This is a genomic window from Streptomyces caniferus, from assembly GCF_009811555.1.
Taxonomy (GTDB): Bacteria; Actinomycetota; Actinomycetes; order Streptomycetales; family Streptomycetaceae; genus Streptomyces; species Streptomyces caniferus.
Map to the genome: position 1 here is coordinate 798,681 of NZ_BLIN01000005.1, position 24,138 is coordinate 822,818.

The following is a 24,138-nucleotide window of genomic DNA, read 5'->3' on the forward strand; positions in this document are numbered from 1 at the left end:
CAAGATCCCCTCGAATGTCCCCGGCGGGCCGACCCCTGCGGCCCGCCGGGGAACCGTATTTCCCGACGGGCATTGCAACTGACGGCACGTCACCCTACCCTTCCGGCACACCCCCACCGCACCGGGGCGCTCGTACGGTCTCACCCCTACGATCCGTGCGCGGTGCAACGGGGCCGGCGCGCCGCGTGCCGGAGGGACAGCCATGTCCGACGACAGCGCTCGAAGAGGATCCTTCACCCGCCGCACGCTGCTGACCGGGGCCGTCGCGGGGCTCGCCGCGGCAGCCGGACTGCAGCCCGCTCATCGCATCCCCGCGGGCAGCGCCGCGGCCACCCTCACTCCGCCGCCCGAGTTTCCCGCAGGCATCCCGCTCGCCCAACAGGCCTTCCGCAACTGGTCGTTGGAGATCGTCGTCGAGGGCGTATGGACCGCCTCGGCCCGCACCCCCGACGATGTGGTCGCCCTCGCCAACTGGGCCCACGAACACGGCTACCGGCTGCGGGCCCGGGGCAAGGGCCACACCTGGTCGCCGCTGGTGCTGCCCGCCGGGGCCGACACCAACCGCACGGTCATCGTCGACACCACCTCCCACCTCACCGCGGTCAGCGTGCACGGTGGCGGGCCGGGGAGCGTCACCGCCCAGACGGGCGCGACGCTCGACACCATCCTCGCCCGCCTGGAGGAGGCGGGACTCGGCCTCGCCACCACCACCGCGCCCGGCGACCTCACCATCGGCGGGGTGCTCGCCATCGGCGGCCACGGCACGGGTCTGCCCACCGCCGGCGAACACCCGCCCGCGGGGTCCGGTTTCGGCACCCTGAGCTCCCAGGTCACCTCCCTCACCGCCGTCGTGTGGAGCGCGGCAGACGGCCGCTATGTGCTCAAGACCTTCACCCGCTCCGACCCCGACATCCGCGCCTTCCTCGTCCATCTGGGCCGCGCGTTCCTCACCGAGGTGACGATGACGGCGGCGGCCAACACCCGGCTGCGCTGCCAGAACTGGTTCGATGTGAACGTCGGCACCGTCTTCGGTCCTCCTGGCACGGGCGGCCGCACGATCAGCTCCTACCTGGACCGCACCGGACGCATCGAGGCGATCTGGTTCCCGTTCACCGATGTGCCGTGGCTGAAGGTGTGGAGCCTCGCACCCACCAGGCCGCTGCTGGCCAAGCAGCTCGACACCCCGTACGCCTACAGCTTCGCCAACCGAGTCACCGAGGAGATGTCGGGGCTGCTCGGGGAGATCGCCTCGGGCGGCGGCGACAAGACGCCCGCCTTCGCCAAGCTCGCCATGTCCATCGTCGGATCCGGGCTGATCGTCACCGGGACGTGGGACGTCTGGGGCTGGTCGAAGAACAGCCTGCTGTACGTCGAGCCGACGACGCTGCGGATCGTCGAGGCGGGGTGGGCGGTACTGACCTCCCGGGCGAACGTGCAGCGCGTGGTGGGGGACTTCTACGCCCGCTACCAGAGCGTATTGACGGCCCATCAGAATCGGGGCTCCTATCCGGTCAACGGCCCGATCGAGCTGCGCATCACCGGTACGGACCCCCTGGACGGTCCGCTGCTGTCCCCGGCGCGGGCCCGTGCGGACCATCCCGAGTGGGACACCGTGGTGTGGCTCGATTTCGCCACCTACCCCGGCACGCCCGGGGCGGGGCCGTTCTTCCGCGAGCTGGAGCAGTGGATCTGGCAGCACTACACCGGTTCGTATGCCTCCGTACGTCCCGAGTGGTCCAAGGGCTGGGCCTATACGGACGGCGGGCCCTGGACGGACCCCGCCACGGTGGGCGGCACCGTCCCGGCCGCGTTCGAGGACTGGCGCACTGCCCGGGACACGCTGAACTCCTACGACCCGGCACGGGTGTTCTCCAACGCGTTCCTCGACACGCTGCTGCCCTGAGCAGGTGCCGTCCCCTCGCCTCCTCGGACCGCTTCCGGCGGTCCGAGAGGCGGTCGGTCTTTGGCGCTGAAGGAGCTGTGCACGCCGCCGGGACTTGATGGACTGGGCGGATGAAGATTCTTTCGCCCCGTGTCCTGCGGGCTCTCGAACGGTTCAATGCCACCTATCCCTGGGATCACAACGCCCACTACCACCGCTGGATCCTGCGGCAATTGCCGAGACGCTTCCCCCGCGCCCTGGACATCGGCTCCGGCAGCGGTGACCTCGCACGGCTCCTGGCCGGACGTGCCGCCGACGTGAGCGGAATCGACGCCGATCCCGTGATCACCGCCCGGGCCCGGCAGCTGACTCCTGCCACGCTTCCCGTGACCTTCACCGTCGCGGATGCGGCAGCCGACGTCCCCGACGGCTCCTACGACGTCATCACCTGCGTCGCCACGCTCCACCATCTGCCCTTCGCGCAGGCACTCACCCGTCTCCGCGGTCGGCTGGCGCCGGGAGGGACCCTGGTGATCGTCGGACTGGCCCGCGCGGACACCCCTGTGGACCACCTGCTCGGCCTCGTCGCCATACCGGCCAACGCCGCGACGGGCTGGCTGAAGAACAAGGGCCGCCCCTCGCCCCGGCCCGTCTCCATGACGGCCCCCACCCGCTCGGCGGATATGACCTTTGCCGAGATCGTCCGTGAAACCGAGGAAATCCTCCCCGGTGCGCGGCTGCGACGACGGCTGTTCTGGCGCTACACGCTGGTATGGCGCCGGCCCTGAGCAGCCTGGGAGGGACGCAGGGTGAGCATGCCCTCCGGGGCGGAGACGGCGCAGGGGCGGAAGCCGGAACCGATCTTGTCGAGGAGCGTGCGCAACCACCGGGAGTCCTGCTGCGAGGCGTGCCACAGCCGCATCTGCCGGGCCTGCAGCGGGACGATCCGGACCTCGTGGAGACCTCCGGTGTCCGGGTCGAGCGAGACGAGGTAGAGCAGCCGCAGGTCGTCCCGGTACTGCTCGTAGCCGGTGATGCCCTCGTAGTCGTCGATGAAATCGCCACACCCGTGGATCACGAGCTTTCCCCGGTACGCCTCCAGGGCGCGGGGGTGGTGCGAGGAATGCCCGTGGACGACGTCCACGCCGCCGTCGAGAAGGGCGTGCGCGAAGGCGGCCTCGGCACGGGACACGTCATAGCCCCAGTTGGCACCCCAGTGGACGGAGACCACCGCGATATCGCCCGGCCGCTTCCTCTCCCGTACCCGGTCGACGAGCGCGGTCGCGGCGGCGGGCGAGGGTCCGGGCACGAAGTCGACCCCGGAGCGGTCCGGGGTCGCGGCCCAGGCCTGCGGGATGCCGCTGGAGGGCATCCCGCAGGAGAAGACCAGGAGCCGGCGACCGCCTGTCACGGGGACGATCGCGGGGCGGCCGGCCGCGTCGGCGTCCGGGCCCGCCCCCGCCGTCCGCAGCCCCGCCCCCGCCAGCGCGTCGAGGGTGTCCGTCAGCCCCTGGCGGCCGAAGTCCAGGACGTGGTTGTTGGCCAGTACGCACACGTCGGGGCGGGCGGCGGCCAGGCACGGAAGGTTCGCCGGGTTCATCCGGTAGTGGATTTCCTTGGCGTCGGAGAAGGTGCCGTCCGCCGTGATGCTGGTTTCCAGATTGAGCACCCGGGCGGCGGGCGCGGCGGCGTCGAGCACCCGCAGGGCCTCCCCCCATGGCCAGGAGAAGTCGACCGGACGGGGAACGGGGCCGTTCGCCACCTCCGCCAGATCGACATAGACCCGGGCGTCCCGGGCGTAGCCCTCCCGCAACGCCGGGTCCCCGGGAAACGGAAGGATCTGGTCGATCCCCCGGCCGAGCATGACATCGCCGCAGAGGAACAGGGTGAGCAAGTCACCGCCCATTCCCCCAGGTTAGAGCCGACGGGCGAAGGTTTCGCGGCGCGCCGGCCCCGCGCTCCGCTCCCCCGCGCCCCCGAGCCGGGCGAAGCCCCCGTTCCTCCCGGCCGACGAGCCGGCCCCCGCGCCTCTGAGCTGCGCTGATGCGCGCGGACGCGTACGGACGCGTGCGGGTGCCGACGGATCCGCGGAGGGTTGCGGTCCTGCGGATACCTGTGGATGCGGATACCCGCGGGTACGGATACGTGGCTGATGGGAGACGCCGGGACGTGGGCGGGCCGGGTGGTGCGCGGGCCCGCCGGTCAGCAGGCCTCGCCCGGCGGCCTCGGTCCGGTCCGCCGGCCGTGCTCCCCGGTGGCGTCGGCCGTCACCGGGGAGGCGTACGCCGTGGTGGGCGCGGACGCCGTAGTGGGGCCCGCCGCCGCGGCAGGGGCTGCCACCGCGCCGGGGAGCGCCGGGCCGCCGCGGGCGACGGGCGGGGCGGCGGGCCGGGGCCCGGCGGCCAGGATGCTGACGGTGTTGGCCGCCACGATGGTCGTGATGGCCAGCCAGTCGATCGGCTGCAGGGTCTGGTCCAGGACGACGAGGCCGACCAGTGCCGCGAGGACCGGGTTGACGCTCATGAAGATCCCGAAGAAGCGGGCGGGGACCCGGCGCAGGGCGAGCAGGTCGGCGAGGAACGGGACGGCCGAGGAGAGGATGCCCGCGGCCGCCGCGTATCCCACGGCGCTCGCGCTCGGCGGCCGGTGGGCGAGCACCGCGATCCCGACGGGGAGGTAGAGCAGGGCGGAGACCCCGGCAGCCGCGGCCGACCCCTCGGCGCCCGGCAGGCGGGCGCCGACGAGGCGGTTGAGCAGGATGTAGGACGCCCAGCAGGCGGCGGCGAGCAGGCCCAGCGCGACGCCCGCGTAGTCGGTGCTCGGCTGCGGGCGGGTCAGCAGGACCACCGCCGCCCCGGCGACGAGGGCGCACAGCAGATCCGCCAGGCGGCGGGAGGCGGCCAGCGCCACGGCCAGCGGCCCGAGGAACTCCAGGGTCACCGCCAGACCCAGGCCGATGCGGTCGATCGCGGTGTAGAGGGACAGGTTCATCGTGGCGAACACCGCCGCCAGGCACAGCACCGGCCACCACTGCCGCCAGGTGAACGCGCGCAGCCGCGGCCGCCCCACCGCCAGCAGGACGAGCCCGGCCACCCACTGCCGCACGGCCACCACACCCGCCGGCCCGATCACCGGAAACGCCAGTGCTCCGGTGGCGGCGCCGACCTGGTTGGAGAGCCCGCTGCCGAACATCATCGCCACACCCGCCGCGCGCCCCGGACGCGCCGCCGGTCCCCCGCGTGCGGCCCCGGGGTGCGCCATGCCTTGAGTGCTCCTTCTCATGCACCGCAGCATCCGCCCGGACAGATCCATACGTAAAATGCATGCACGTACTCATCGATGCGCTGTGGTTATGGATCGGGACATGGAACTACGACATCTGCGCTGCCTGGTGGCGATCGTCGACGCCGGTGGCTTCACCGACGCCGCCATCGAACTCGGTATCTCCCAGGCGGCAGTGTCCCGGACCCTCGGTTCGCTCGAAGACAGCCTGGGCGTACGGCTGTTGCACCGCACGAGCAGGAGCGTCATCCCCACCACCGCCGGTGTCCAAGTGCTGGCGCGCGCCCGGAAGGTGCTCGCCGAGGCCGACAACCTCGTCCGCGAAGCCACCACCGGACACACCCGGCTGCGGATCGGCCATGCCTGGTCGGCCATGGGCCGGCACACCGCCGAGTACCAGCGCCGTTGGGCCGCCCGGTACCCCGACGTCGAACTCCATCTGATCCGCACCAACTCCGCGACCGGCGGCCTGGCGGAGGGCCTGTGCGACCTCGCCGTGGTCCGTACGGCCTTCGACGACGCACGCTTCGCCAGCGCGGTCGTCGGCCAGGAACGCCGCTACTGCGCCATGGCCGCCGACGACCCCTGGGCCACCCGCCGCTCCATCGCCCTGGCCGACATCCGCACCCGCACCCTCCTCATCGACCGGCGGACGGGCACCACCACGGCCGACCTGTGGCCCGAATCGGCCCGTCCCGACGTCGCCTACACCCAGGACATCGACGACTGGCTCAGCCTGATCGCCACCGGACGCAGCGTGGGCATCACTCCCGAGAGCACCGTCAACCAGTACCGGCGCGACGGCATCGTCTTCCGGCGCCTGCGCGACGCCACTCCCATAGCGGTCCACCTCATCTGGCGCCACCATGACCCGCATCCGGCGACCCACGCCGCCGTCGCGCTGCTGACCGACCTCTACCAACAGCGGAGGTCTCCCCGCCGCCCCGCTTCCCCGCCTCCCCGGGCACCGCGAGCAGACAGGTAGGCCATGACGGATCCCACTGCCGCGTGGCGGGAAAAGGCAGCGGCTCTCGGCCCTTTCGCCGCCTTCGAGACGCACCCCGCGGACTCGGAACTCGTCCTGCCCTGGCGCGCGTTGAGCGAGGTGACGCGGGAAGGGAACGGCGTCCTGCGGGAGCGCATCACCGCGGTGCGCGGCGCTCTTGCCGCCCGCGGCGGCAGACCGGCCGAGGCCGTCGAAGAGCGCGTGGCCGCGTCGGTGGCGCATCTGGGCCTGGTGGCACGGGTCCTCTCGCCGATGCTCGGCCTGGCCGCTCTGCACGCCCTGCCGGCGCGGCCGCCCGGCCTGGACGAGCTGAGGTGGCACTCCGGCCTCGGCGGCGCCTTCGCGCTGTCACTGCCACGGGAGACGGTGGCCGCAGTCGCCATGAGCGGCTCCGGCTCCGGCTCCGTCGTCAATCACGGTACCGATCCCGATGCCGGTGCTGATGCCCGTGCCGGTGCCGCCGCCATGGACGCCATGCTGGACGGCCCGGTCCGCGAACTGAACGACGCCGTCGCGGCCTTCTCGGTATCCCCGCGCGTCCTGTGGGGCAATGTGGCCTCGGCCGTGAACGGCGCTGCCACCGGCATCGCGGCCGCGGCACCGGCCCTGGCGCGGCCCGCGCGCACCGCGGCCCTGCTGCTCCTGCACCGTCCGCGGCTCCGGGACACCCACACCCTGGGCGCCCCCCTGGACGGTCCCCCGGACGACTCCCCGGCCGCCCCCAACGCGCGCTTCCGACGCCGGAGTTGCTGCCTGATCTACCGGGCCGCCCCGAATGCCGCCGGAGCCACCTGCGGTGACTGCGTCCTCGTACGCCCGTAGCCCCAGGGGCCCGGCCGCGTAGTCCGGCTCATCCGGCAAACCGCTGCCGGTGGATGAGGGGTGCGGCTCACCGCTCCCTGCTCCGGTATTCCTGGATCATGCAGGGGCCGGAGGGCGCGCGGTTGCACAACCGCGCGTCCCGCGCTTCCTTCCGGGGTTTGTGCCTTCTGAATGCGAGGCCGCCCCCTTTCACGCTGTACCAACGTGATCTCCACTCTGTTTGGCTTGGTGCCGCACGGCCACTTTGTTCACCACCGGCCGCTTTGCTCACTTCTGTTCACGTCCCGGGAGGGAATGTGTCCGTACCGGACAGCGTCACCGGTTCCGCTGCCACAGAGCCCGCACTCGAACCACCCGCAGACAGTGCGCTCACCAGCCTCAGCACCCGGGCCGCGCGCCAACTGGCGACCACCACCAAGTCCGAGCCCCAGATGCAGGCCATCACCTCGCGATGGCTGCTGAAGATGCTGCCGTGGGTGGACGTCAAGGGCGGTACGTACCGGGTCAACCGGCGTCTGCAGCTCCGGGTGGGCCGGGGCCGGGTCCAGTTCGAGCAGAACGGCGCGGACGACATCAAGGTGATCCCGCAGACGCTCACCGAGCTGCCGGTCCTGCGCGGTTACGACGACATCGAGGTCCTCAAGGAGCTCGCCGGCCGCTTCCGCGTCCGCGAGGTCCGGGCCGGCCAGATCCTCTTCGAGGCCGGGCAGCCCGCCACCGAGGCGTACCTCGTCGTCCACGGCCGGTTCGCCCGCTACACGGTCGGCAAGTACGGCGAGGAGGAGGTCATCGGCGTCGTCACGGACGGCGACCAGATGGGGGACGAGGCGGTCGGCCGGCCCGATCCGCTGTGGCAGAGCTCGGTCCGGGCCGAAACGGCCGGTGTGCTGATGGTGCTGCCCTGGGGCGTCGTCCAGGAGCTGACCGACCGCGTGCCGTCCCTGGCAGCACATCTGGCGGCGTATGCGGAGCAGCAGCAGCGCCCGATGAACCGCAAGGGAGAGGCGGAGGTGCCGGTGCAGGCGGGGCACGTCGGCGAGCCGACGCTGTCCGGCGGCTTCGTCGACTACGACCTCGCCCCGCGCGAGTACGAACTCTCCCTGACCCAGACCGTGCTGCGGGTGCACAGCCGGGTCGCCGATCTCTACAACGAGCCCATGGACCAGACGCAGCAGCAACTCCGGCTGACCGTCGAGGAGATCCGCGAACGCCAGGAGTGGGAGCTGGTCAACAACCGGGAGTTCGGCCTGCTGCACAACGCCGACTACGGCCAGCGCATCAGCACCTACACCGGCCCGCCCACCCCCGACGACATGGACGAGCTGTTGTCCATGCGCCGCAAGACGCGGCTGTTCCTGGCCCATCCGAAGGCGATCGCCGCCTTCTTCCGGCAGTGCAACAAGCGTGGTCTGGTGCCCGGTACGGCGAACGTCGACGGGCACGAGGTCCCCGCCTGGCGCGGCGTCCCGATCTTCCCGTGCGGCAAGATCCCGATCAGCGACACGCACACCAGCAGCATCATCGCGCTGCGCACCGGCGAGGCGGACCAGGGAGTCGTCGGCCTCTACCAGACCGGCATCCCCGAGGAGTTCCAGCCCGGCCTGAACGTCCGCTTCATGGGCGTCGACCCGGCCGCCATCATCAAATACCTGGTCACCGCCTACTACTCGATGGCCATCCTCGTGCCCGACGCAGCCGGAATCCTGGAGAACGTCCAGATCGGCCGGAACGCCGACTGACCAGGTGGAGTACGCACCATGAGCACGCCTCCCACATCCGACGCCGGGTTCACGTTGCCCGGCCCGCCCAACCTCGCCCGCACGCTGCGGGCCCGACGCGGCGGTGCCGTCCCGGGGCTGAGGTACCGCCCCGCCGCCCCCGCCGACCCGGAGAAGGCCCAGGAGATCGACCGCAGGCTGGAGGCCTGGGCCCGCGGGCTGGATCTCTTCCCCGCGCAGTGGACCGGGGACTTCGCGCAGTTCCAGGTCGGCCGGGCCGTCGTCCTGCAGCATCCCGGCGCGGCCGATCTCGAGCGTCTCACCGCTGCGGGCAAGCTCCTGCTGGCCGAGAACATCGTCGACAGCTGCTACTGCGAGGAGGACGAAGGACGCGGCGCCGCGCGGCGCGGCCTGGGCGGCCGGCTGATCATCGCCCAGTCCGCCCTCGACCCGTTCCACGCCACTCCCGGGCTGGAGGAGGAGTGGCGTCTCGGCGTGCAGGCCGACGGGCCCCTGCGCTCGTACCACTGGGCCCTGAAGGACTACGCGGCCCTCGCCACCCCCAGTCAGACGGACCGGTTCGTCCATGACATCGCCCGGCTGCACCTCGGCTATCTCGCCGAGGCCTCCTGGGCGGAGACGCGGCACGTGCCGCACGTCTGGGAGTACCTGGTGATGCGGCAGTTCAACAACTTCCGCCCCTGCCTGTCCATCGTCGACGCCGTGGACGGCTACGAACTGCCCGAGGCGCTCTACGCCCGGCCCGAGGTCCAGCGGGTCACGGCGTTGGCCTGCAACGCCACGACCATCGTCAACGACCTGTACTCCTTCACCAAGGAGCTGGCGAGCGACCCGACCCATCTGAACCTGCCGCAAGTCGTGGCCGCCAACGACAAGCGCGGTCTGAAGGCCGCGTACCTCAAGAGCGTCGAGATCCACAACGAGGTCATGGAGGCGTTCGAGACGGAGTCGGTCCCGCTGGCCGTCCTCTCGCCCCTCCTCGAAAAGTACGTCCGGGGCCTGGCCGACTGGGTCTCCGGCAACCACGAGTGGCACGCCACCAACACCGACCGCTACCAGCTGCCCGACTACTGGTAGACCGATCCGCGCACCACGCAAGGAGTCACCGTTGACCATCGCTCACGCCGACACCGCCCGCACGCAGGTGCCGACCCAGTCCACGTACCAGTCCCGCGTCGCGGACTACTGGAACGCCGAGGAAAACCCGGTCAACCTCGAACTCGGCAAGATCGACGACCTCTATCACCACCATTACGGCATCGGGGACGCCGACTGGTCGGTGCTGGACGAGCAGGACCCCGACCGCCGCCGCGAGCGGGTCACCGGCGAACTGCACCGGCTGGAGCACGCCCAGGCCGAACTCCTCGCCTCCCGCCTCGGCGACGTCGCGCCCACCGACCGGGTCTTCGACGCCGGCTGTGGACGCGGCGGCGGCAGCGTGGTCGCGCATCTGCGCTACGGCTGCCATACCGACGGGGCCACCATCTCCGCCAAGCAGGCCGACTTCGCCAACGAACAGGCCCGCAAGCGCGGCATCGACGACAAGGTGCGCTACCACCACCGCAACATGCTCGACACCGGCTTCACGTCCGGGGCCTACGCGGCGTCCTGGAACAACGAGTCGACCATGTACGTCGAACTGGACCTGCTGTTCGCGGAGCACGCGCGGCTGCTGCGGCGCGGTGGACGCTATGTCACCATCACCGGCTGCTACAACGACGCCTACGGGCGCGCCTCCCGCGAGGTGTCCCTGATCAACGCGCATTACATCTGCGATATCCACCCTCGTTCGGAGTACTTCCGCGCCATGGCCCGCAACCGGCTCGTGCCCGTGCACGTCCAGGACCTGACGGAGGCCGCGATTCCGTACTGGGAGCTGCGCCGGCAGGCCGACCACCTGGTCACGGGCATCGAGGAGACCTTCCTGAACGCCTACCGCAACGGCAGCTTCCAGTACCTGCTGATCGCCGCCGACCGCGTGTGAGTCGTCGGGGCCGCGCCCCGAGACGGCAGCGGTGTTCGGGCAGCCGTTCCGCAACCGGGCTGCACGGTGATCCTCCGCAACACACGCCCCCGTGGGCCGAGTCGGACGTCTTCTGCCGGACCGGCAGCCGTCGCGCAGGCCGGACGGCTGCCGAGAGCCGCCCGGGACTCCGACCCGGGCCACGGGCCGTCCGCCTCAGCCGACGTGGACACGGGGGCGGCGGTCGCGGTCGGGTTCGGCCTCGCGCAGGACCTCCCGGGTGACGGGGGCGACTTCGCCCTGGCCGAAGAGGAAGAAGCGGAGGAACTGGGCGAAGGGGTTGCCCTCGGTCCACTCGAAGTAGATGTGCGGCCGTTCTCCGGTGGCGTCCCGTACGTGCAGCAGCAGCGCGGCCAGCGCGTTGGAGATGGTGGAGCTGTCGAGGGCGAGGACGCGGAAGCGGCCGTGCAGTACCTCGCCGCGCACCCGCAGTTCGCTCTCGAACTCGGACGGGTCGCCGACGGTGACCTCGACGAAGATGAAGTCGTCGTCGACGGGGAGATCGTTGTCGGTGCGGATCTGCTGCAGCTTGTCGCGGTACTCCGACAGATCGCGCTGGTCGGGCTCGTTGGCGATGAAGCGGATCTTGCGGTGGGCGGCGTCGCGGATGAACCGCTCGGCCTTCTCGTCGAGCACGACACTGGTCACCCGCAGCTCGAAGGCACGGGCGAGGCGGGAGAGGAACGACAGCAGAATGATGCCGGCGATGAAGCAGGCACCGATCTTCACCCCGTCGGGGCGCTCGACGACATTCGCCACGGTCGTGTAGAGGAAGACCACGGAGATCACGGCGAAGCCGATCGTCCAGCCGTGCTCGCGGGCGCGCCGTGCGGTGATGGTCACCGCGATCGCGGCGGAGCTGATCAGGACCAGCACACCGGTGGCGTAGGCGCCGCCCTGGGCGTCCACGTCGGCGTTGAAGATCCAGGTGACCAGGAAGGCGACCAGGGTGAAGACCAGCACCATCGGGCGGACCGCCCGCGCCCAGTGGGGCGCCATCCCGTAGCGCGGCAGGTACTGCGGCATCAGGTTCAGCAGGCCGGCCATGGCCGAGGCGCCGGCGAACCAGAGGATGGCGATGGTGGAGACGTCGTAGACCGTGCCGAAGGCGGAGCCCAGGTACTCGTGGGCCAGATAGGCGAGGGCGCGGCCGTTGGCCGAGCCGCCGGGCTGGAACGCCGGTTCCGGGATGAGCACGGTGGTGATGAAGCTGGTGATGATGAGGAAGACGCTCATGATCACGGCAGAGGTCGTCAGCAGTTTCTTCGCGCCGCGGATACGTCCGGTGGGGCGCTCCTCGGTGTCACCGGGGTCGCCTTCGATATGCGGCATCACCGCCACGCCGGTTTCGAAGCCGGACAGGCCCAGCGCCAGCTTCGGGAAGACCAGCAGGGCCACGCCGACCATCGCCAGCGGGCTGCCGTGTTCGGCGGTCAGTGCCCGGGACCAGTCGGTGACGACATGCGGAGCGGTGACCAGATGCCACAGTCCGGCGACGACCACGGCCACATTCAGGCCGAGATAGAGGGCGACGAGGACGACGGCCACCCCGATCGCCTCCAGGAAGCCCTTGAGGAACACCGCGCCCAGGAGCGCGACCAGGATCAGCGTGATGACCAGCCGGCTGTCCTGGAGGGCGCTGGTGAGGTGCGGGTTCTCCACCAGGTGGGTGGCGGCGTCGGCGGCCGAGAGGGTGATGGTGATGAGGAAGTCGGTGGCGGCGAACCCCAGCAGCGTCAGCACGAACAGCTTGCCCTGCCAGAAGGACAGGAGCCGCTCCAGCATCGCGATCGAGCCCTGGCCGTGCGGGCTCTCCCTGGCCACCCGCCGGTACACGGGCAGCGCGCCGGCCAGCGTCACCAGGACGAGGACGAGGGTGGCGATCGGCGACAGCACGCCCGCGGCCAGGGCCGCGATGCCCGGCTGGTAGCCGAGTGTCGAGAAGTAGTCCACTCCCGTCAGGCACATCACCCGCCACCACCGCTGTCCGCGGTGGGCCTCGGGCGCGACGTGCGACCCCGGCTGGTGCTTGGCCATGTCGGCCAGGCCCTCCAGCATCCACGCGCGCAGGCGATGCCGTGCTGCGGCCCCGGGAGGAGGTCCGGCGGAAGCGGCCATCGTGTGCTCCTGTCGTACCGCGAAAGCGTCCGGCCGGCGACGAGACGCACGTCAGCGTACGGAGTGCGGACGCCGTCGCCGTGGTGTTCGGCGGTGTGGCGCGTTCGTGTCCCCGGCGTGTGCGGCGGGGGCGTTCAGGCGGGGAGCCCGGCTCCCCGGCGGGCCGGTTGCCCGGTGAGGTGATGCACGTACTCGCGCTCCAGGCGGAAGCCCGCGGTCCAGGCGAGGAGCCGGCTGGGGCGGTGGTCGCGGGAGCAGGTCCAGCTCGGGGTGTGGCCGCGGGTGGCGACGTCCCGGCACAGGGCGGTCACACAGGCCAGGGCCAGGCGACGGCGTCGGTGTCCGGGGAGGGTGAAGCAGGCGAGGTCCTCGTACCGGGTGCCGTGGAAGTACGTACAGGCGACGGCGAGGGGGTCGTCCTTCCGGAACGCGGCCCAGCCGGATCCGGAGGCGGCGAGACCGGCCGGGCCGCCCCAGCTGGCGTGGAACCAGGCCGCGTCCCGGGTGAGGACGGCCAGCGCCGAGGCGTCCGCCGGGACCAGCCGACGCACCGTCACCTCGTCCGGAAGGCGCGGCACCGGCACGGGCACGCGGTGCAGATACAGCATCCGCTCCCACGGCACGACCCGGTCGAAGGCGCCGTGCAGAGCCGGCAGGAAGCAGGCCGGGGCCTGCACATAGTGCGCGCCGAAGGCGGCGAGGGCATCCGGGGCCAGGGCGCTCGGATCGCCGCGGAGCAGGACGTGGTCCGCGCAGGCGACGGCCAGGGCGCGTGGAGCGGTGGCCCGGTCGGCCCACCAGCGGCCGGTTCCCGCTGCCCGTACGTGTTCGGGCAGCGCGGCCGCTCCGGGGGATCCGGCGGTGAACCAGCCGGTGAGCGGGGGAAGTCGGTCGGGGGCGAGTTCGATCACGAGGTTCCTCGGGTGGTCGCGGCCTGCGCCGGTGCGGCCGTGCGCCGAACGGTGGTGCCGCGCCCGGCGAGCCACCGGGCGGTGCGGTGGCCGTCGGCGGAGGCGGCACCGGCCACCAGGACCCTAGGGGAGAAAAGGGGCATGTCGGGTGCGGTCCCGCCCCGGAGAGGGGACGGGTACGCCGAACGGCCCCCTCCGGGCCCCCGGGCGCACGGCAGCGGAGGAACGACCGAGGAGTCCGGCGTGTCGCCGGGCGGATCCGCTCGGTGACCGCTCCCGCCGTGGCCTGGAATCCTTGGAGCGGTGTGCCAGAGTGGAGGTGGACGGGCGCCGCGGTCGGTGCGTGCGAGAGAGGGCGGCCTGTCATGTCCCTACAGCCGGATCGCCTCGGCGCGGTCACCACTCATCCCAGGTCCACGTCCCTGCGGGAGTACCAGGACCTGTTCGATCAGGCTCCGGTGATCTTCGTTGCGCTGGGCGGCCCCTCTCATCTGCTGGAGGCGGCGAATCCGGCGTTCTTCGAGGCGTTCGGGGGCAGCCGTACGGACACCGGGGTGCCGATCGGCGAGCTGGTTCCGGAGCTGGCGCCGCAGGGCGTCCTCGACCGGCTCGACGCGGTCTACCGCACCGGCACCGCGTTCCGCGCCCGTGGCGCGCGGCTGGTGCTCGGCGTGCCGGGGAAGGAGCGGGAGGGGTTCTTCGACTTCACCTACGAGCCGCGCCGGGACGCGGTGGGCGAGGTCGACGGGGTGATCGTGATCGCGGTGGAGACCACCGTGTACCACCACGCCCAGCTCCTCGCGGCCGAGCAGCGCATCCTGCTGGAGCGGATCGCGCGCGACGCTCCGCTCGGCGACATCCTGACCGGCATGGCACGGGCGATCGAGGAGCTGTCGCCGGAACTGATCGTCTCGGTGCTGCTGGCCGATTCCGACGGCCGGCATCTGCGGCACGGCACCGGTCCGGGCCTGCCGGACTTCTACAACGAGGCGATCGACGGGATCGCCATCGGCGCGGACGTGGGCTCGTGCGGCACGGCCGCGCATCTGCGGGTGCCGGTGATCGTCACCGATATCGCCACCGATCACCGGTGGGAGGGCTACCGGGAGTTGGCGGCACGGGCCGGGATGGCGGCGTGCTGGTCCACCCCGATCATCGGGACGGACGACCGGCTGCTGGGCACCTTCGCCATGTACCACCGGGCGCCCAAGGCCCCCGAGGCGAAGGACCTGGCCCTCAGCACCGCGTTCGCCCGTATCGCGGCGCTGGCCATCGAACGCCACCAGGCCATGGAGGCGGGCCGCGCGGCCCAGGAACGGGAGCGGGAGGCCCGCGAGGACCTGGCCTTCATCCTGGAGGCCAGCACGGCCATCACCCGCGAGCCGCACTTCTCCGACTGCCTGCAGCGTCTGGCCCGGCTGACCGTGCCGACCCTGGCGCCGCTGTGCAGCGTCCATGTGCGGGAGGACGGCCGGACCCGGCGGATCGCCGAGGCCGCCGCCACCCCCGCCGCGGAAGAACTCTTCGACTCCCCCGCCCTGCGCGACCGGGTCGAGAGCGCGGTCGCCCGAGTCCTGGCCTCCGGCACCACGGAGACGGACCGCGCCGATGTCCCGCCCGGCGGGCGCCCCGTACTGCCCGGTGTCACCGGTTACGTCTGCGTCCCGCTGGATGCCCGCGGCCGCACCTTCGGCGTCCTGACCCTGCTGGCCACCGACCGGCCCCTGGACGGCCACGGCATCGCGCTCGCCGAGGAGCTGGCCCGCCGGGCCGCCTCCAGTGCCGACAACGCCCGCCAGTTCAGCGACCGTGTCCAGCTGGCCCGCGAGCTGCAGGCCGGGCTGTTGCCTCCGGAGCTGCCCGCCATTCCCGGCGCCGATCTGGCGGCGTCCTACCACCCCGCCGGGGAAGGGCTCGAGGTCGGCGGCGACTTCTACGACGTCTTCCCGCTCCCCGACGACCGCTGGGCGTTCATGATCGGCGATGTGTGCGGGCGCGGCGCGGCGGCTGCCACCACGACCGGCATGGTCCGCCACACCGCCCGCGCCGCCGCACGCCTGCTGCACGACCCGGCGGCCGTGGTCGCCGCCATCAACGACGCGGTGGCCGGGAGCGCGCTCGACGAGGACTACTTCGTCTCGCTCGTCTACGGCGAGCTGCGGCACACCGGATCGCACCTCGCACTGGAGCTGATACGGGCCGGTCATGTGCCGCCGTTCGTGCGCCGCACCGACGGCACGGTCGAACAACTCGTCCAGTCGGGCCTGCTCCTGGGGATCGGTCCGGAATTCGACGGCACGGTGTGCCGGCTCGACCTCACGCCGGGCGACAGCCTGGTGCTGGTCACCGACGGCATCACCGAGGCCCGCTCCGCCGAGGGCGAGTTCTTCGACGACCACCGGCTGGCCGATGCCCTCCTCGCCCTTCCCACCACGGCATGCGACGCCACCGGTCTGATCGACGCCGTCCATGCCGCCGTGACCGCCTTCGCGGGCCGTTCCACCCCCGATGACCAGGCCACTCTGGTGGTCACCGCCACCTGATACCGAGCCCGGCGCCGGTCTGTCGGCGCGGGTCCGGGCCCGGCACCCACCGTCCCGTCGGCGACGACGACCGTCGGCCCCCTGCCGTTCGCCGGGCGACATGCCTATTTTGGCTCCATGGACCCCGTGCCGCGTGCCACCCCCGACGACACCAACCCGCTGCGCCGGCTCTCCCTCGACGACCTGCGGCGTCGTACGAGCATGAAGTGGCGCACCTACCCGGACGATGTGCTGCCGCTGTGGGTGGCGGAGATGGATGTGCCGCTCCCCGCACCGGTCGCCTCGGCGATCACGGAGGCGGTCGCGCTCGGCGACACCGGCTACCCGGCGGGAACGGCGTACGCCCGGGCGCTGGCCGACTTCGCGCGGGCGCGGTGGGGCTGGGACGGGATCGCCCTCGCGCGCACGGCGATCGTGCCCGATGTGATGCTGGGGATCGTCGAGGTTCTCAAACTGGTCACCGGCCCGGGGGACCCGGTGGTCGTCAACTGCCCCGTCTACCCGCCGTTCTACCAGTTCGTGACGCATATGGACCGGCGGGTGGTGGAAGCGCCGCTGGGAGAGGATCTGCGGATCGATTTCGCCGCGCTGGAGGGGGCGTTCCGGCACGCCGTCGCGGACGGGGGCCGGGCCGCGTATCTGCTGTGCAGCCCGCACAATCCCACGGGCACCGTGCACGGCGCCGAGGAACTGGCCGCCGTCGCGGCACTGGCCGACCGGTACGGCGTCCGGGTCGTCGCCGACGAGATCCACGCGCCCGTGGTGGCCCTCGACACCGGCTTCGTGCCGTATCTGAGCGTGCCCGGCGCGGAGAGCGGGCTGTCGCTGATGTCGGCGTCCAAGGCGTGGAACCTGGCCGGTCTCAAGGCGGCGCTCGCCCTCGCCGGACCGGCCGCGGCCGACGATCTGGCCCGCCTCCCGGAGGAGGTCAGCCACGGCCCCAGCCACCTGGGGATCATCGCCCACACCGCCGCCCTGCGGGACGGCGGCGACTGGCTCGACGCGGTGCGCGCCGGCCTCGACGACAACCGCCGGCTGCTCGCCGCCCTGCTGGCCGAGCACCTCCCCGCGGTCCGCTACCGCCCCGCCGCCGGCACCTACCTCGCCTGGCTCGACTGCCGTGCGCTCGGTCTCGGTGACGACCCCGCCGCGGTCTTCCTCGCCCGCGGCAGGGTCGCGCTCAGCCCCGGTACCAACTTCGGCACCGGCGGCGCCGGTCACGTCCGGCTCAACCTCGCGACCTCGCCCGAGCTGCTGACGGAGGCCGTACGGCGGATGGCCGCCGCGCTGACCTGACCACTGCGGCGGACGCCGCTCCACACGCCCCGTCCCCTTCCGTACCGGAAACGGAACGCCGCCCCGCGGGGACGGCCGGGCCGCCACCGGCCGTCCCCCGCACCGCACTTGGGGGCCGTTTTGGATTGCGGGGAGTTTCTCCATACGATCCGGCGATGATCACAAGAAAACGGCTGGCGGCCGGGGTGTGCGGCCTGCTGGCCGCGATGACCCTCGCGCTCGCCCCCACACCCGCCAGCGCCGGTGAACCCGACGCGAAGTCCTCCCCCAAAGTCGAGTTGACGCTCGATGTCAGTGGCTCGATGCGGGCGCGTGACATCGACGGTCAGAGCCGGATGGCCGCCGCGAAGCAGGCGTTCAACGAGGTGCTGGACGCCGTGCCGGACGAGGTCCAGCTCGGCATACGCACCCTCGGCGCCAACTACCGCGGCGAGGACCGGAAAGTCGGCTGCAAGGACACCCGGCAGCTCTACCCGGTCGGCCCGCTGAACCGGACCGAGGCGAAGACCGCGGTGGCCACGCTCAGCCCCACCGGCTGGACGCCCATCGGCCCGGCGCTGCTGGGCGCGGCCGACGACCTCAAGGGCGGCGACGCGTCCCGCAGGATCGTCCTCATCACGGACGGCGAGGACACCTGCGCCCCGCTCGACCCCTGCCAGGTGGCACGGGACATCGCCGCCAAGGGCATCCACCTCACCGTCGACACCCTCGGGCTGCTGCCGGACGCCAAGACCCGCAACCAGCTGAGCTGTATCGCCGAGGCGACCGGCGGCACCTACACCTCGGTGCAGCACACCAAGGAACTGCGCGACCGTGTGCACCAGTTGGTGGACCGCGCCGCGCATCCGGTGGTCACTCCGGTGGCGACCGAGGGGTCACAGCAGTGCGCCGGCGCCCCGAAGCTCAAGCCCGGTCTCTACAGCGACCGCGAGAAGTTCGCCGAGCACCGCTGGTACCGGGTGGACGTCCGGCCCGGCCAGGAACTGCGTGCCTCGGTGAGCGTCGCCGCGGACCGCGCGGTCAACAACGACTACGGGGTCCTGCTGCGGGCCTCGACCGTGCACGGCCGGGAGATCGTCCGTGGTGCGGAGGCCGGCGACGGCCGTACGGATGTGATCTCCTCCGGGCTGCGCTACCCGAAGGCGCAGACCTCCGCCGCGGACGACGACGGCGAACCCACGGCGGAGACCGTCTGTCTGCAGGTCAGCAACTCCTTCTCGGCGCCTGCCTCGGTCAAGACCGATCCGGGCCTGCCCGTCGAGCTGACCGTCGACCTGGTGGACGGGCCCGACGACGCCTCCGACGCGGCCTTCTTCGGCCTGGGACACGGCTGGTGGCTGCTGGCCTCGCTGGCTCTCACCGGGCTGGTCGTGGGCCTGCTGTGGGGCTGGCTCTCCCGTTGGCGCGTGACCGTGTGGAGGACCAACTGATGCGCACCCTACGCACCCTGGCAACCGCTCTTCTGGTGGGCGCCGCCCTGTTCGGCTCGGCCCCAGGGGCCCTCGCCGACAGCCCGTCCCCCAGCCCGAGCACCGGCTCCGACGGGGAGGCGCCCGCCCCGACCGAGGCCGGTACCTCCTTCCGTACGGCGACCGCCCTCAGGCCGGACCAGCGGGGCACGGCCGACGCTTCCACCGGCGACTACCTCTACTGGGTACTGCCCGTGGACGCGGGACAGCGCGCCACCGTCAAGGCCAAGGTGGCCCTTCCCAAGAGCACCCGGCACGGCGCGGCCACCTGGCAGCTCGATGTCTATGACGGGCTGCGCCGCCGTCAGTCGTGCCAGTACGGCGCCAGTACGAGGACGGCGGCCCGGGAGGCGGAATCCGTCGAGCTGTCGTGCACGCTGCGCACGGTCCGCGCCTGGGCGGAGCCGTGGGCGAACGATCCGCTGCCCGGCAGCTATTACCTGCGCCTGACGGTCACCGACCTGCCCAAGGACGACCTCGGTCTGCCGGTGCACGCCGAGGTCGGCGCCACCGTCGCCGACATGGGCGGCGCGCACGCCGTGGACGGCACGCTCGCCGCGCCCCTGGTGCCCGGCGCCTCCACCGCCTCGCCGGAGGCCGAGGAGAGCACCGCACCCGGGAAGCCCGCGGCGCTGGGCGAACCGGACGGCGGCTGGTCCTCCGGCGGGTGGTCGGACCGCTGGCTCTGGACCGCGGCGGGCGGACTGCTCGCGGCCCTGGCCGGCATCGCGGGCTACCGCATGACGGGTGGCTCAGGCCGCCCGTCACGGGTGCCACCGGGCGCCTGACCTCCAGGGGGCGGCCGTGGCACGGGCCCGGCCGCCCTCCCGCCCCGGCGGCCCGCGTTCACCGGTCGCGGCCAGGACGGCCCGGCCGGTGAGCCAGGGCGCGTGAGCCGGGGAGCGCCGGTGTTCCTCTCAGCAGTCGCAGCAGTTGCAGCAGTCGCAGCAATCACAACCGTCGCCGCAATCGCACTTCTGGCAGCACCCCTCGCGCTTCTTGCGCGACCAGGCCCCCTCGTACTCCTCGGCACAGCAGAGCTTGCAGGTGCAGCACAGTCCGATGGCGACCGCACAGCCGGCGAGGAAGCCACGGGGCTTCTTCGGCTGCTGCGGGAACTGCGGCATCCCGCCCTCGCCCCCGCCGGAGCCGCCGCCGTATCCGCCCCCGTGGCCGCCGGGCCCCACCGGACCACCGCCGCCGTACGGGTTCTGCGGCCCGTTCAGATGCTGCTGTCCCTGGGCGTAGGGGCCACCGGCCGGCGCCTGGCCGTACTGGGGCGGCTGACCGTACTGCGGGGGCCGGCCGTACGGGGAGGGCTGACCGTCCTGGTACGGGTTGCCGCCCCGGCCGTCGTACGGCCCCGGCGCGCCGTGCCCCTGGTGGGAGCAGGCGGCGGTGCCGAAGGCGCGGTCCACCGAGCGGCGCAGTTCGTGCACCAGCAGCACATGCACGAGGGCGGAGTCGGCGAACTCCACGTCGCGCAGCGCGAGGCGGATGCCGTGCAGCGCGTCGTCGCACAGCCGGCGGGCCTGGGCCAGGGTGGCGCCCGTGGCGGCCAGCGGGTTCCAGGCGCCCTCGGCGGCGTCCGCCGTACGGTCCTCCACGGCGTCGAGCAGATGGGCCAGCCGTCCGAAGAGCCGGCCGGCCTCGGCGAGCGGCGCGGCGTTGCCCGGCCGGCCCGCCAGCACCGCGGTGTGGGCGAAGGCCGCGGCGGTCGCCGTCTCGGTCGGTTCGGTGATCACCGTCAGCGGTGTGCCGGGTCCGGCCAGTTCCTCGATGCCGAGCTGCCGGTCGACCGCGTCGACGAGTACGGCGGTGTCGAAGCCGAGGGTGGCGCCGGTGCGCGCGCCGGCCCGGTCCCAGCCCGCGGCGACCTTGCGCGCGGCGGCGGCCACCGGCCGGCGGCGCAACGCTCCGTTCCCGTCGGCGACATGGTCGCGTATCTTCGCCGAGGCCAGCACGAGGGAGACCGATGCCGCGAGGCGCGCGCCCTCCCCCTTCGCCACCGAGGCGGTACGCATACCCCGCAGCGGGCAGGGCCCCGCGGTACGGCGGCCGGCCTGCGCGAGGCCGGACTGGGCGTCCGTCAGCACGGAGATGATCAGCCCGTCGTAGTTCGTGACGACCCGGGCGAACTGCCCGTGGTCGCCGCGCAGCGCGAGACAGAGGCCGCACAGATGGGCCATCCACTCCGCCTTGAGCCCTTGTGACAGGCGATGGGTGCAGGGCCTGACGATTCCGAACATGTGGCAACCCCCGTGTGACGTCGGCGTGGACCGGCCTCGGCGGCATGGTCCGGCAGCGGCAGGAATCGTACCGAGTACGCCGTTGACCTGGACACACGCCCCAGGTGCGGGCCGTACCGCACCTGATGTGCCGTCACGGTGACGGTGGTGACGGGCGGTCGGGCCGGTCCGGTCCCGCGCGGTGGTGAAGGCGGCCGCTCCGCCGGTGCCAGGGGAAGCACCGGCGGAGCGGCCGCGCGGCCCAGGTCCACAGGAAGGCCGGGCCGGGCTTGCCGGGAATCGGGGAAAATCCCGCGGCACACCCCTATGTACGGACCGCACCCCGGGACCGTTCAGCCGGCTTTCCGGATTCGTCGGGACGCGTGCCCGGGCCTCAGAGCGGCACGGGCGCGGCGGGCCCCTCCCCCGGGTGGTGGCGCAGGCGCGCGGCGAGGACGGCGACATCGTCCTCGGCATGCAGGCCGTCGAGGCGGAGCACGACCTCGTCGAGCACCTCCGCCACACCGGCCCCGGCGGGCAGCCGGATCCGGGCCAGCCGGGAGAGCGAGACGTCGATGTCCTCGCCGCGCCGCTCGACGAGGCCATCGGTGAACATCAGCAGGGTGTCCGCGGACGTGAGGGTGCGGGTGACGAGTTCGTAGCCCCCGGCCCCGGTGCCCAGGGGCGGACCGACGGGGACGTGGAGGAGGTCGGCCGCGCCCTCGCTGCCGAAGACCACCGGAGGGAGGTGACCGGCGCTGGCGAAGGCGGCGATACCGCGCGCCGGATCGACCCGGGCGAGCAGGCAGGTCGCCGGACGGCGGGACTCGTCCCCGGCCACGGCGGCGTCGAGCTGACGCAGCACGCGATGCGGCGGCAGATCGGTGGAGGCGACATAGCGCAGATGGGAGCGGTAGGCGTTCATGTCGACCGCCGCATCGAGCCCGTGTCCCATGACGTCGCCCATGACGAGCAGGGTGCGCCCGTAGTGGAGGCGCACCGTCTCGAACCAGTCGCCGCCGACCAGGGCGCTGGTGCCGGAGGGCAGGTAGCGGGTGGCGAGTTCCAGATTGGGGTGCGGCTTGCCCGGCTCGGCGAGGAGCGCCCGCTGCAGGTCCATCGCCGTGCGCTGCACCGCGGCGTACCGGCGGGCGTGGGCGAGCTGGACGGCGGTGAGGCGGGCCAGGAAGTGCACCGTGGCGATCTCGTCCGCGCTGAAGCTGCCGCCCGCGCGCAGGGCCAGCAGGACGCCGTAGCGGCGGCCGTGCGCGAGGAGCGGCACCGACAGCGCCCCGGCGGAGCGGCCGCCCGACAGGGTGGCCGTAGCGGTGGCGGGCTGCCCCTCGGCCAGGACCCGCAGCGACAGCGACCCGCCGTCGGGCCCCTCCGGGCCTTCGTCGGGGAACCGCGCCTCCAGGACCCTCACCAGGCCTGCGGTCGCCACGCGCCGCAGCGCTGCCGGGGAGCGGGACCGCGCCCCGGTGCCCTCCTCGTCGAGCAGGTCCACCGCGGCGGCGTCGCACAGGTGCCGGCACAGGAAGCGGGACAGTTCGGCGCAGGTGGTCTGCTCGTCCAGGGTGGTGCCGATGCGTTCGGCGGCTTCTTCCACCAGCCGCAGCCGGGCCGGCAGGCCCGCGGAACCGGCGTCCGGGTCCGCCTTCGGGCCCTCCTCGTGCGACACGGCCACCTCCAGGGCGCTGCGGCCCGCCTCCTGCGCGCCCCGGCCATGATCCGCCGGACCGGCCCCGGGGGCCGCTCGGCCCGCCGCGGCCGTGGCGCCGGTCCTCCGTGCGGCGGAGGCCGGGTCCGCCGGGCCTCGGTCAGCGGTGCGGGTCCCGTGCGGGTGTCCCCCCGCGCGGGCGGGCGGCCGTCGCCCCGTCGGGACCCGCGGCGGTCGTCAGGACAGGACGCCCATGCCCAGCAGACCGAAGAGGAGGGCGCCGACGAGGATCCGGTAGATCACGAACGAGTTGAAGGAGTGCTTGGCCACGAACTTCAGCAGCCAGGAGATCGAGGCGTAGGCGACGGCGAAGGAGACCACGGTGCCGATGGCCAGGGGGGCGACGGCGGCGCCGCTGCCGACGGCGTCCTTCAGCTCGTAGACACCGGCTCCGGTGAGGGCCGGGATGCCGAGGAAGAAGGAGAGGCGGGTGGCCGCGACGCGCTCCAGGTCGAGGATGAGGGCGGTGGACATCGTCGCGCCGGAGCGGGAGAAGCCGGGGAAGAGGAGGGCGAGGATCTGCGAGCAGCCGACCCACATGGCGTCCTTGAGGGAGGTGTCGTCCTCACCGCGCTTGTGGCGGCCCATCTGGTCCGCCGCCCACATCACACCGCTGCCGATGATCAGCGACCCGGCCACCACCCACAGGGAGGCGAGGGGGCCTTCGATCAGGGGCTTGGCGGCCAGTCCGACGACGACGATCGGGATGGTGGCGTAGATCACCCACCAGGCGAACTTGTAGTCGTGGTGGTAGCGCTCCTCGCGGTTGCGCAGCCCGCGGAACCACGCCCCCACGATGCGCACGATGTCCTTGCCGAAGTAGACGAGCGCCGCGGCGATCGCGCCGACCTGGATGACGGCCGAGAAGCCGACAACGGTCTTGTCGTCGACGGGGATCCCCATCAGCCCCTCGGCGATCTTGAGGTGGCCGGTGGAGGAGACCGGAAGAAATTCCGTCACCCCCTCGACGGCTCCGAGGACGACGGCTTGGCCGATGCTGATCGCGCTCATGGGATCCATTTCTGGGGACGGTGTGGACGTGCGGCGCGGGTGCGCCGTGGTGCGGTGGGCGTTGGGTCCTGCGGCCGGGCATGCGGCA

General features: G+C 72.5%; 18 protein-coding genes and 1 pseudogene. 11 read left to right on the forward strand and 8 right to left on the reverse strand.

Going from position 1 to position 24,138, the window contains the following annotated elements; genetic code table 11:
• Positions 1-202 precede the first annotated feature (202 nt).
• Both Scani_RS20100 and Scani_RS20105 read left to right on the forward strand, forming a co-directional pair.
• A complete protein-coding gene (locus Scani_RS20100; RefSeq protein ID WP_159478289.1) occupies positions 203-1,903 on the forward strand; it encodes a cholesterol oxidase substrate-binding domain-containing protein in 1,701 nt (566 codons plus the stop codon).
• Between the two features lie 110 nt (positions 1,904-2,013).
• Complete coding sequence (locus Scani_RS20105; RefSeq protein ID WP_159478291.1) at positions 2,014-2,670, forward strand: class I SAM-dependent methyltransferase; 657 nt, start codon at positions 2,014-2,016, stop codon at positions 2,668-2,670.
• Here Scani_RS20105 and Scani_RS20110 read toward each other — a convergent pair.
• Entirely contained in the window at positions 2,643-3,788 is a 1,146-nt protein-coding gene (locus Scani_RS20110; RefSeq protein WP_159478293.1) for a CapA family protein, read from the reverse strand. The two genes, Scani_RS20105 and Scani_RS20110, sit on opposite strands and share 28 nt — an antisense overlap.
• A 500-nt stretch (positions 3,789-4,288) precedes the next feature.
• Positions 4,289-5,176: pseudogene (locus Scani_RS20115) on the reverse strand (EamA family transporter); the annotation flags it as partial.
• Between the two features lie 70 nt (positions 5,177-5,246).
• Here Scani_RS20115 and Scani_RS20120 point away from each other — a divergent pair.
• The 5 genes from Scani_RS20120 (at position 5,247) to Scani_RS20140 (ending at position 10,715) form a co-directional block, all read left to right on the forward strand.
• Positions 5,247-6,149, forward strand: coding sequence for a LysR family transcriptional regulator (locus tag Scani_RS20120; RefSeq protein ID WP_159478295.1), 903 nt, complete (start codon positions 5,247-5,249; stop codon positions 6,147-6,149).
• Positions 6,150-6,152: 3 nt separating this feature from the next.
• A complete protein-coding gene (locus Scani_RS20125) occupies positions 6,153-6,992 on the forward strand; it encodes a (2Fe-2S)-binding protein (RefSeq protein ID WP_159478297.1) in 840 nt (279 codons plus the stop codon).
• 296 nt (positions 6,993-7,288) lie between these two features.
• A complete protein-coding gene (locus tag Scani_RS20130) occupies positions 7,289-8,731 on the forward strand; it encodes a family 2B encapsulin nanocompartment shell protein (RefSeq protein ID WP_159478299.1) in 1,443 nt (480 codons plus the stop codon).
• A gap of 18 nt (positions 8,732-8,749) precedes the next feature.
• Positions 8,750-9,808 carry a family 2 encapsulin nanocompartment cargo protein terpene cyclase gene (locus Scani_RS20135; protein WP_159478301.1) on the forward strand — a complete coding sequence of 353 codons (1,059 nt, stop codon included), beginning with the start codon at positions 8,750-8,752 and terminating at the stop codon, positions 9,806-9,808.
• A 31-nt stretch (positions 9,809-9,839) separates the two neighbouring features.
• Complete coding sequence (locus Scani_RS20140) at positions 9,840-10,715, forward strand: geranyl diphosphate 2-C-methyltransferase (RefSeq protein WP_159478303.1); 876 nt, start codon at positions 9,840-9,842, stop codon at positions 10,713-10,715.
• 195 nt (positions 10,716-10,910) lie between these two features.
• Here the strand turns inward: Scani_RS20140 and Scani_RS20145 are convergent, their stop codons facing one another.
• The 3 genes from Scani_RS20145 to Scani_RS20155 form a co-directional block, all read right to left on the reverse strand.
• On the reverse strand, positions 10,911-12,872 hold the full coding sequence (locus Scani_RS20145) for an APC family permease (RefSeq protein ID WP_159478305.1): 1,962 nt from the start codon (positions 12,870-12,872) through the stop codon (positions 10,911-10,913).
• 134 nt (positions 12,873-13,006) lie between these two features.
• Complete coding sequence (locus Scani_RS20150; protein WP_159478308.1) at positions 13,007-13,783, reverse strand: GNAT family N-acetyltransferase; 777 nt, start codon at positions 13,781-13,783, stop codon at positions 13,007-13,009.
• The gene (locus Scani_RS20155) at positions 13,780-13,926 is read right to left on the reverse strand and encodes a hypothetical protein (protein ID WP_159478311.1); all 147 of its coding nucleotides are present in this window, start codon (positions 13,924-13,926) and stop codon (positions 13,780-13,782) included. Before Scani_RS20155 ends, Scani_RS20150 begins: the two co-directional genes overlap by 4 nt.
• A gap of 222 nt (positions 13,927-14,148) precedes the next feature.
• On the opposite strand from Scani_RS20155, the gene Scani_RS20160 reads away from it, so the two are divergent.
• The 4 genes from Scani_RS20160 (at position 14,149) to Scani_RS20175 (ending at position 19,879) form a co-directional block, all read left to right on the forward strand.
• Positions 14,149-16,326: a SpoIIE family protein phosphatase gene (locus Scani_RS20160; RefSeq protein WP_159478314.1), complete on the forward strand. Its 2,178-nt coding sequence runs from the start codon at positions 14,149-14,151 to the stop codon at positions 16,324-16,326.
• 117 nt (positions 16,327-16,443) lie between these two features.
• On the forward strand, positions 16,444-17,622 hold the full coding sequence (locus tag Scani_RS20165; RefSeq protein ID WP_159478317.1) for a MalY/PatB family protein: 1,179 nt from the start codon (positions 16,444-16,446) through the stop codon (positions 17,620-17,622).
• Positions 17,623-17,777: 155 nt separating this feature from the next.
• Entirely contained in the window at positions 17,778-19,052 is a 1,275-nt protein-coding gene (locus Scani_RS20170; RefSeq protein WP_159478320.1) for a VWA domain-containing protein, read from the forward strand.
• Positions 19,052-19,879 (forward strand): hypothetical protein, encoded by an 828-nt coding sequence (locus Scani_RS20175; RefSeq protein ID WP_159478323.1) that lies wholly within the window; start codon positions 19,052-19,054, stop codon positions 19,877-19,879. The genes Scani_RS20170 and Scani_RS20175 overlap by 1 nt, the downstream gene beginning before the upstream one ends.
• A 129-nt stretch (positions 19,880-20,008) precedes the next feature.
• Here Scani_RS20175 and Scani_RS20180 read toward each other — a convergent pair whose 3' ends face one another.
• From Scani_RS20180 to Scani_RS20190, 3 genes are all read right to left on the reverse strand, one after another.
• Positions 20,009-21,340, reverse strand: a complete 1,332-nt coding sequence (locus Scani_RS20180) for a DUF5685 family protein (protein ID WP_159478326.1) — start codon at positions 21,338-21,340, stop codon at positions 20,009-20,011.
• 373 nt (positions 21,341-21,713) lie between these two features.
• Positions 21,714-23,000, reverse strand: coding sequence for a PP2C family protein-serine/threonine phosphatase (locus tag Scani_RS20185; protein ID WP_159478329.1), 1,287 nt, complete (start codon positions 22,998-23,000; stop codon positions 21,714-21,716).
• 216 nt (positions 23,001-23,216) lie between these two features.
• On the reverse strand, positions 23,217-24,050 hold the full coding sequence (locus tag Scani_RS20190) for an undecaprenyl-diphosphate phosphatase (RefSeq protein WP_159478332.1): 834 nt from the start codon (positions 24,048-24,050) through the stop codon (positions 23,217-23,219).
• Positions 24,051-24,138 lie beyond the last annotated feature (88 nt).

What these genes read in the sequence shown, in the direction of transcription:
- Scani_RS20110 (WP_159478293.1), bottom strand. Translation starts at nt 3,788, where the DNA reads ATGGGCGGTGACTTGCTCACCCTGTTCCTCTGCGGCGATGTCATGCTC.
- Scani_RS20120 (WP_159478295.1), top strand. Translation starts at nt 5,247, where the DNA reads ATGGAACTACGACATCTGCGCTGCCTGGTGGCGATCGTCGACGCCGGT.
- Scani_RS20155 (WP_159478311.1), bottom strand. Translation starts at nt 13,926, where the DNA reads ATGCCCCTTTTCTCCCCTAGGGTCCTGGTGGCCGGTGCCGCCTCCGCC.
- Scani_RS20180 (WP_159478326.1), bottom strand. Translation starts at nt 21,340, where the DNA reads ATGTTCGGAATCGTCAGGCCCTGCACCCATCGCCTGTCACAAGGGCTC.
- Scani_RS20125 (WP_159478297.1), top strand. Translation starts at nt 6,153, where the DNA reads ATGACGGATCCCACTGCCGCGTGGCGGGAAAAGGCAGCGGCTCTCGGC.
- Scani_RS20175 (WP_159478323.1), top strand. Translation starts at nt 19,052, where the DNA reads ATGCGCACCCTACGCACCCTGGCAACCGCTCTTCTGGTGGGCGCCGCC.
- Scani_RS20160 (WP_159478314.1), top strand. Translation starts at nt 14,149, where the DNA reads ATGTCCCTACAGCCGGATCGCCTCGGCGCGGTCACCACTCATCCCAGG.
- Scani_RS20170 (WP_159478320.1), top strand. Translation starts at nt 17,778, where the DNA reads ATGATCACAAGAAAACGGCTGGCGGCCGGGGTGTGCGGCCTGCTGGCC.
- Scani_RS20105 (WP_159478291.1), top strand. Translation starts at nt 2,014, where the DNA reads ATGAAGATTCTTTCGCCCCGTGTCCTGCGGGCTCTCGAACGGTTCAAT.
- Scani_RS20135 (WP_159478301.1), top strand. Translation starts at nt 8,750, where the DNA reads ATGAGCACGCCTCCCACATCCGACGCCGGGTTCACGTTGCCCGGCCCG.
- Scani_RS20165 (WP_159478317.1), top strand. Translation starts at nt 16,444, where the DNA reads ATGGACCCCGTGCCGCGTGCCACCCCCGACGACACCAACCCGCTGCGC.
- Scani_RS20190 (WP_159478332.1), bottom strand. Translation starts at nt 24,050, where the DNA reads ATGAGCGCGATCAGCATCGGCCAAGCCGTCGTCCTCGGAGCCGTCGAG.
- Scani_RS20145 (WP_159478305.1), bottom strand. Translation starts at nt 12,872, where the DNA reads ATGGCCGCTTCCGCCGGACCTCCTCCCGGGGCCGCAGCACGGCATCGC.
- Scani_RS20100 (WP_159478289.1), top strand. Translation starts at nt 203, where the DNA reads ATGTCCGACGACAGCGCTCGAAGAGGATCCTTCACCCGCCGCACGCTG.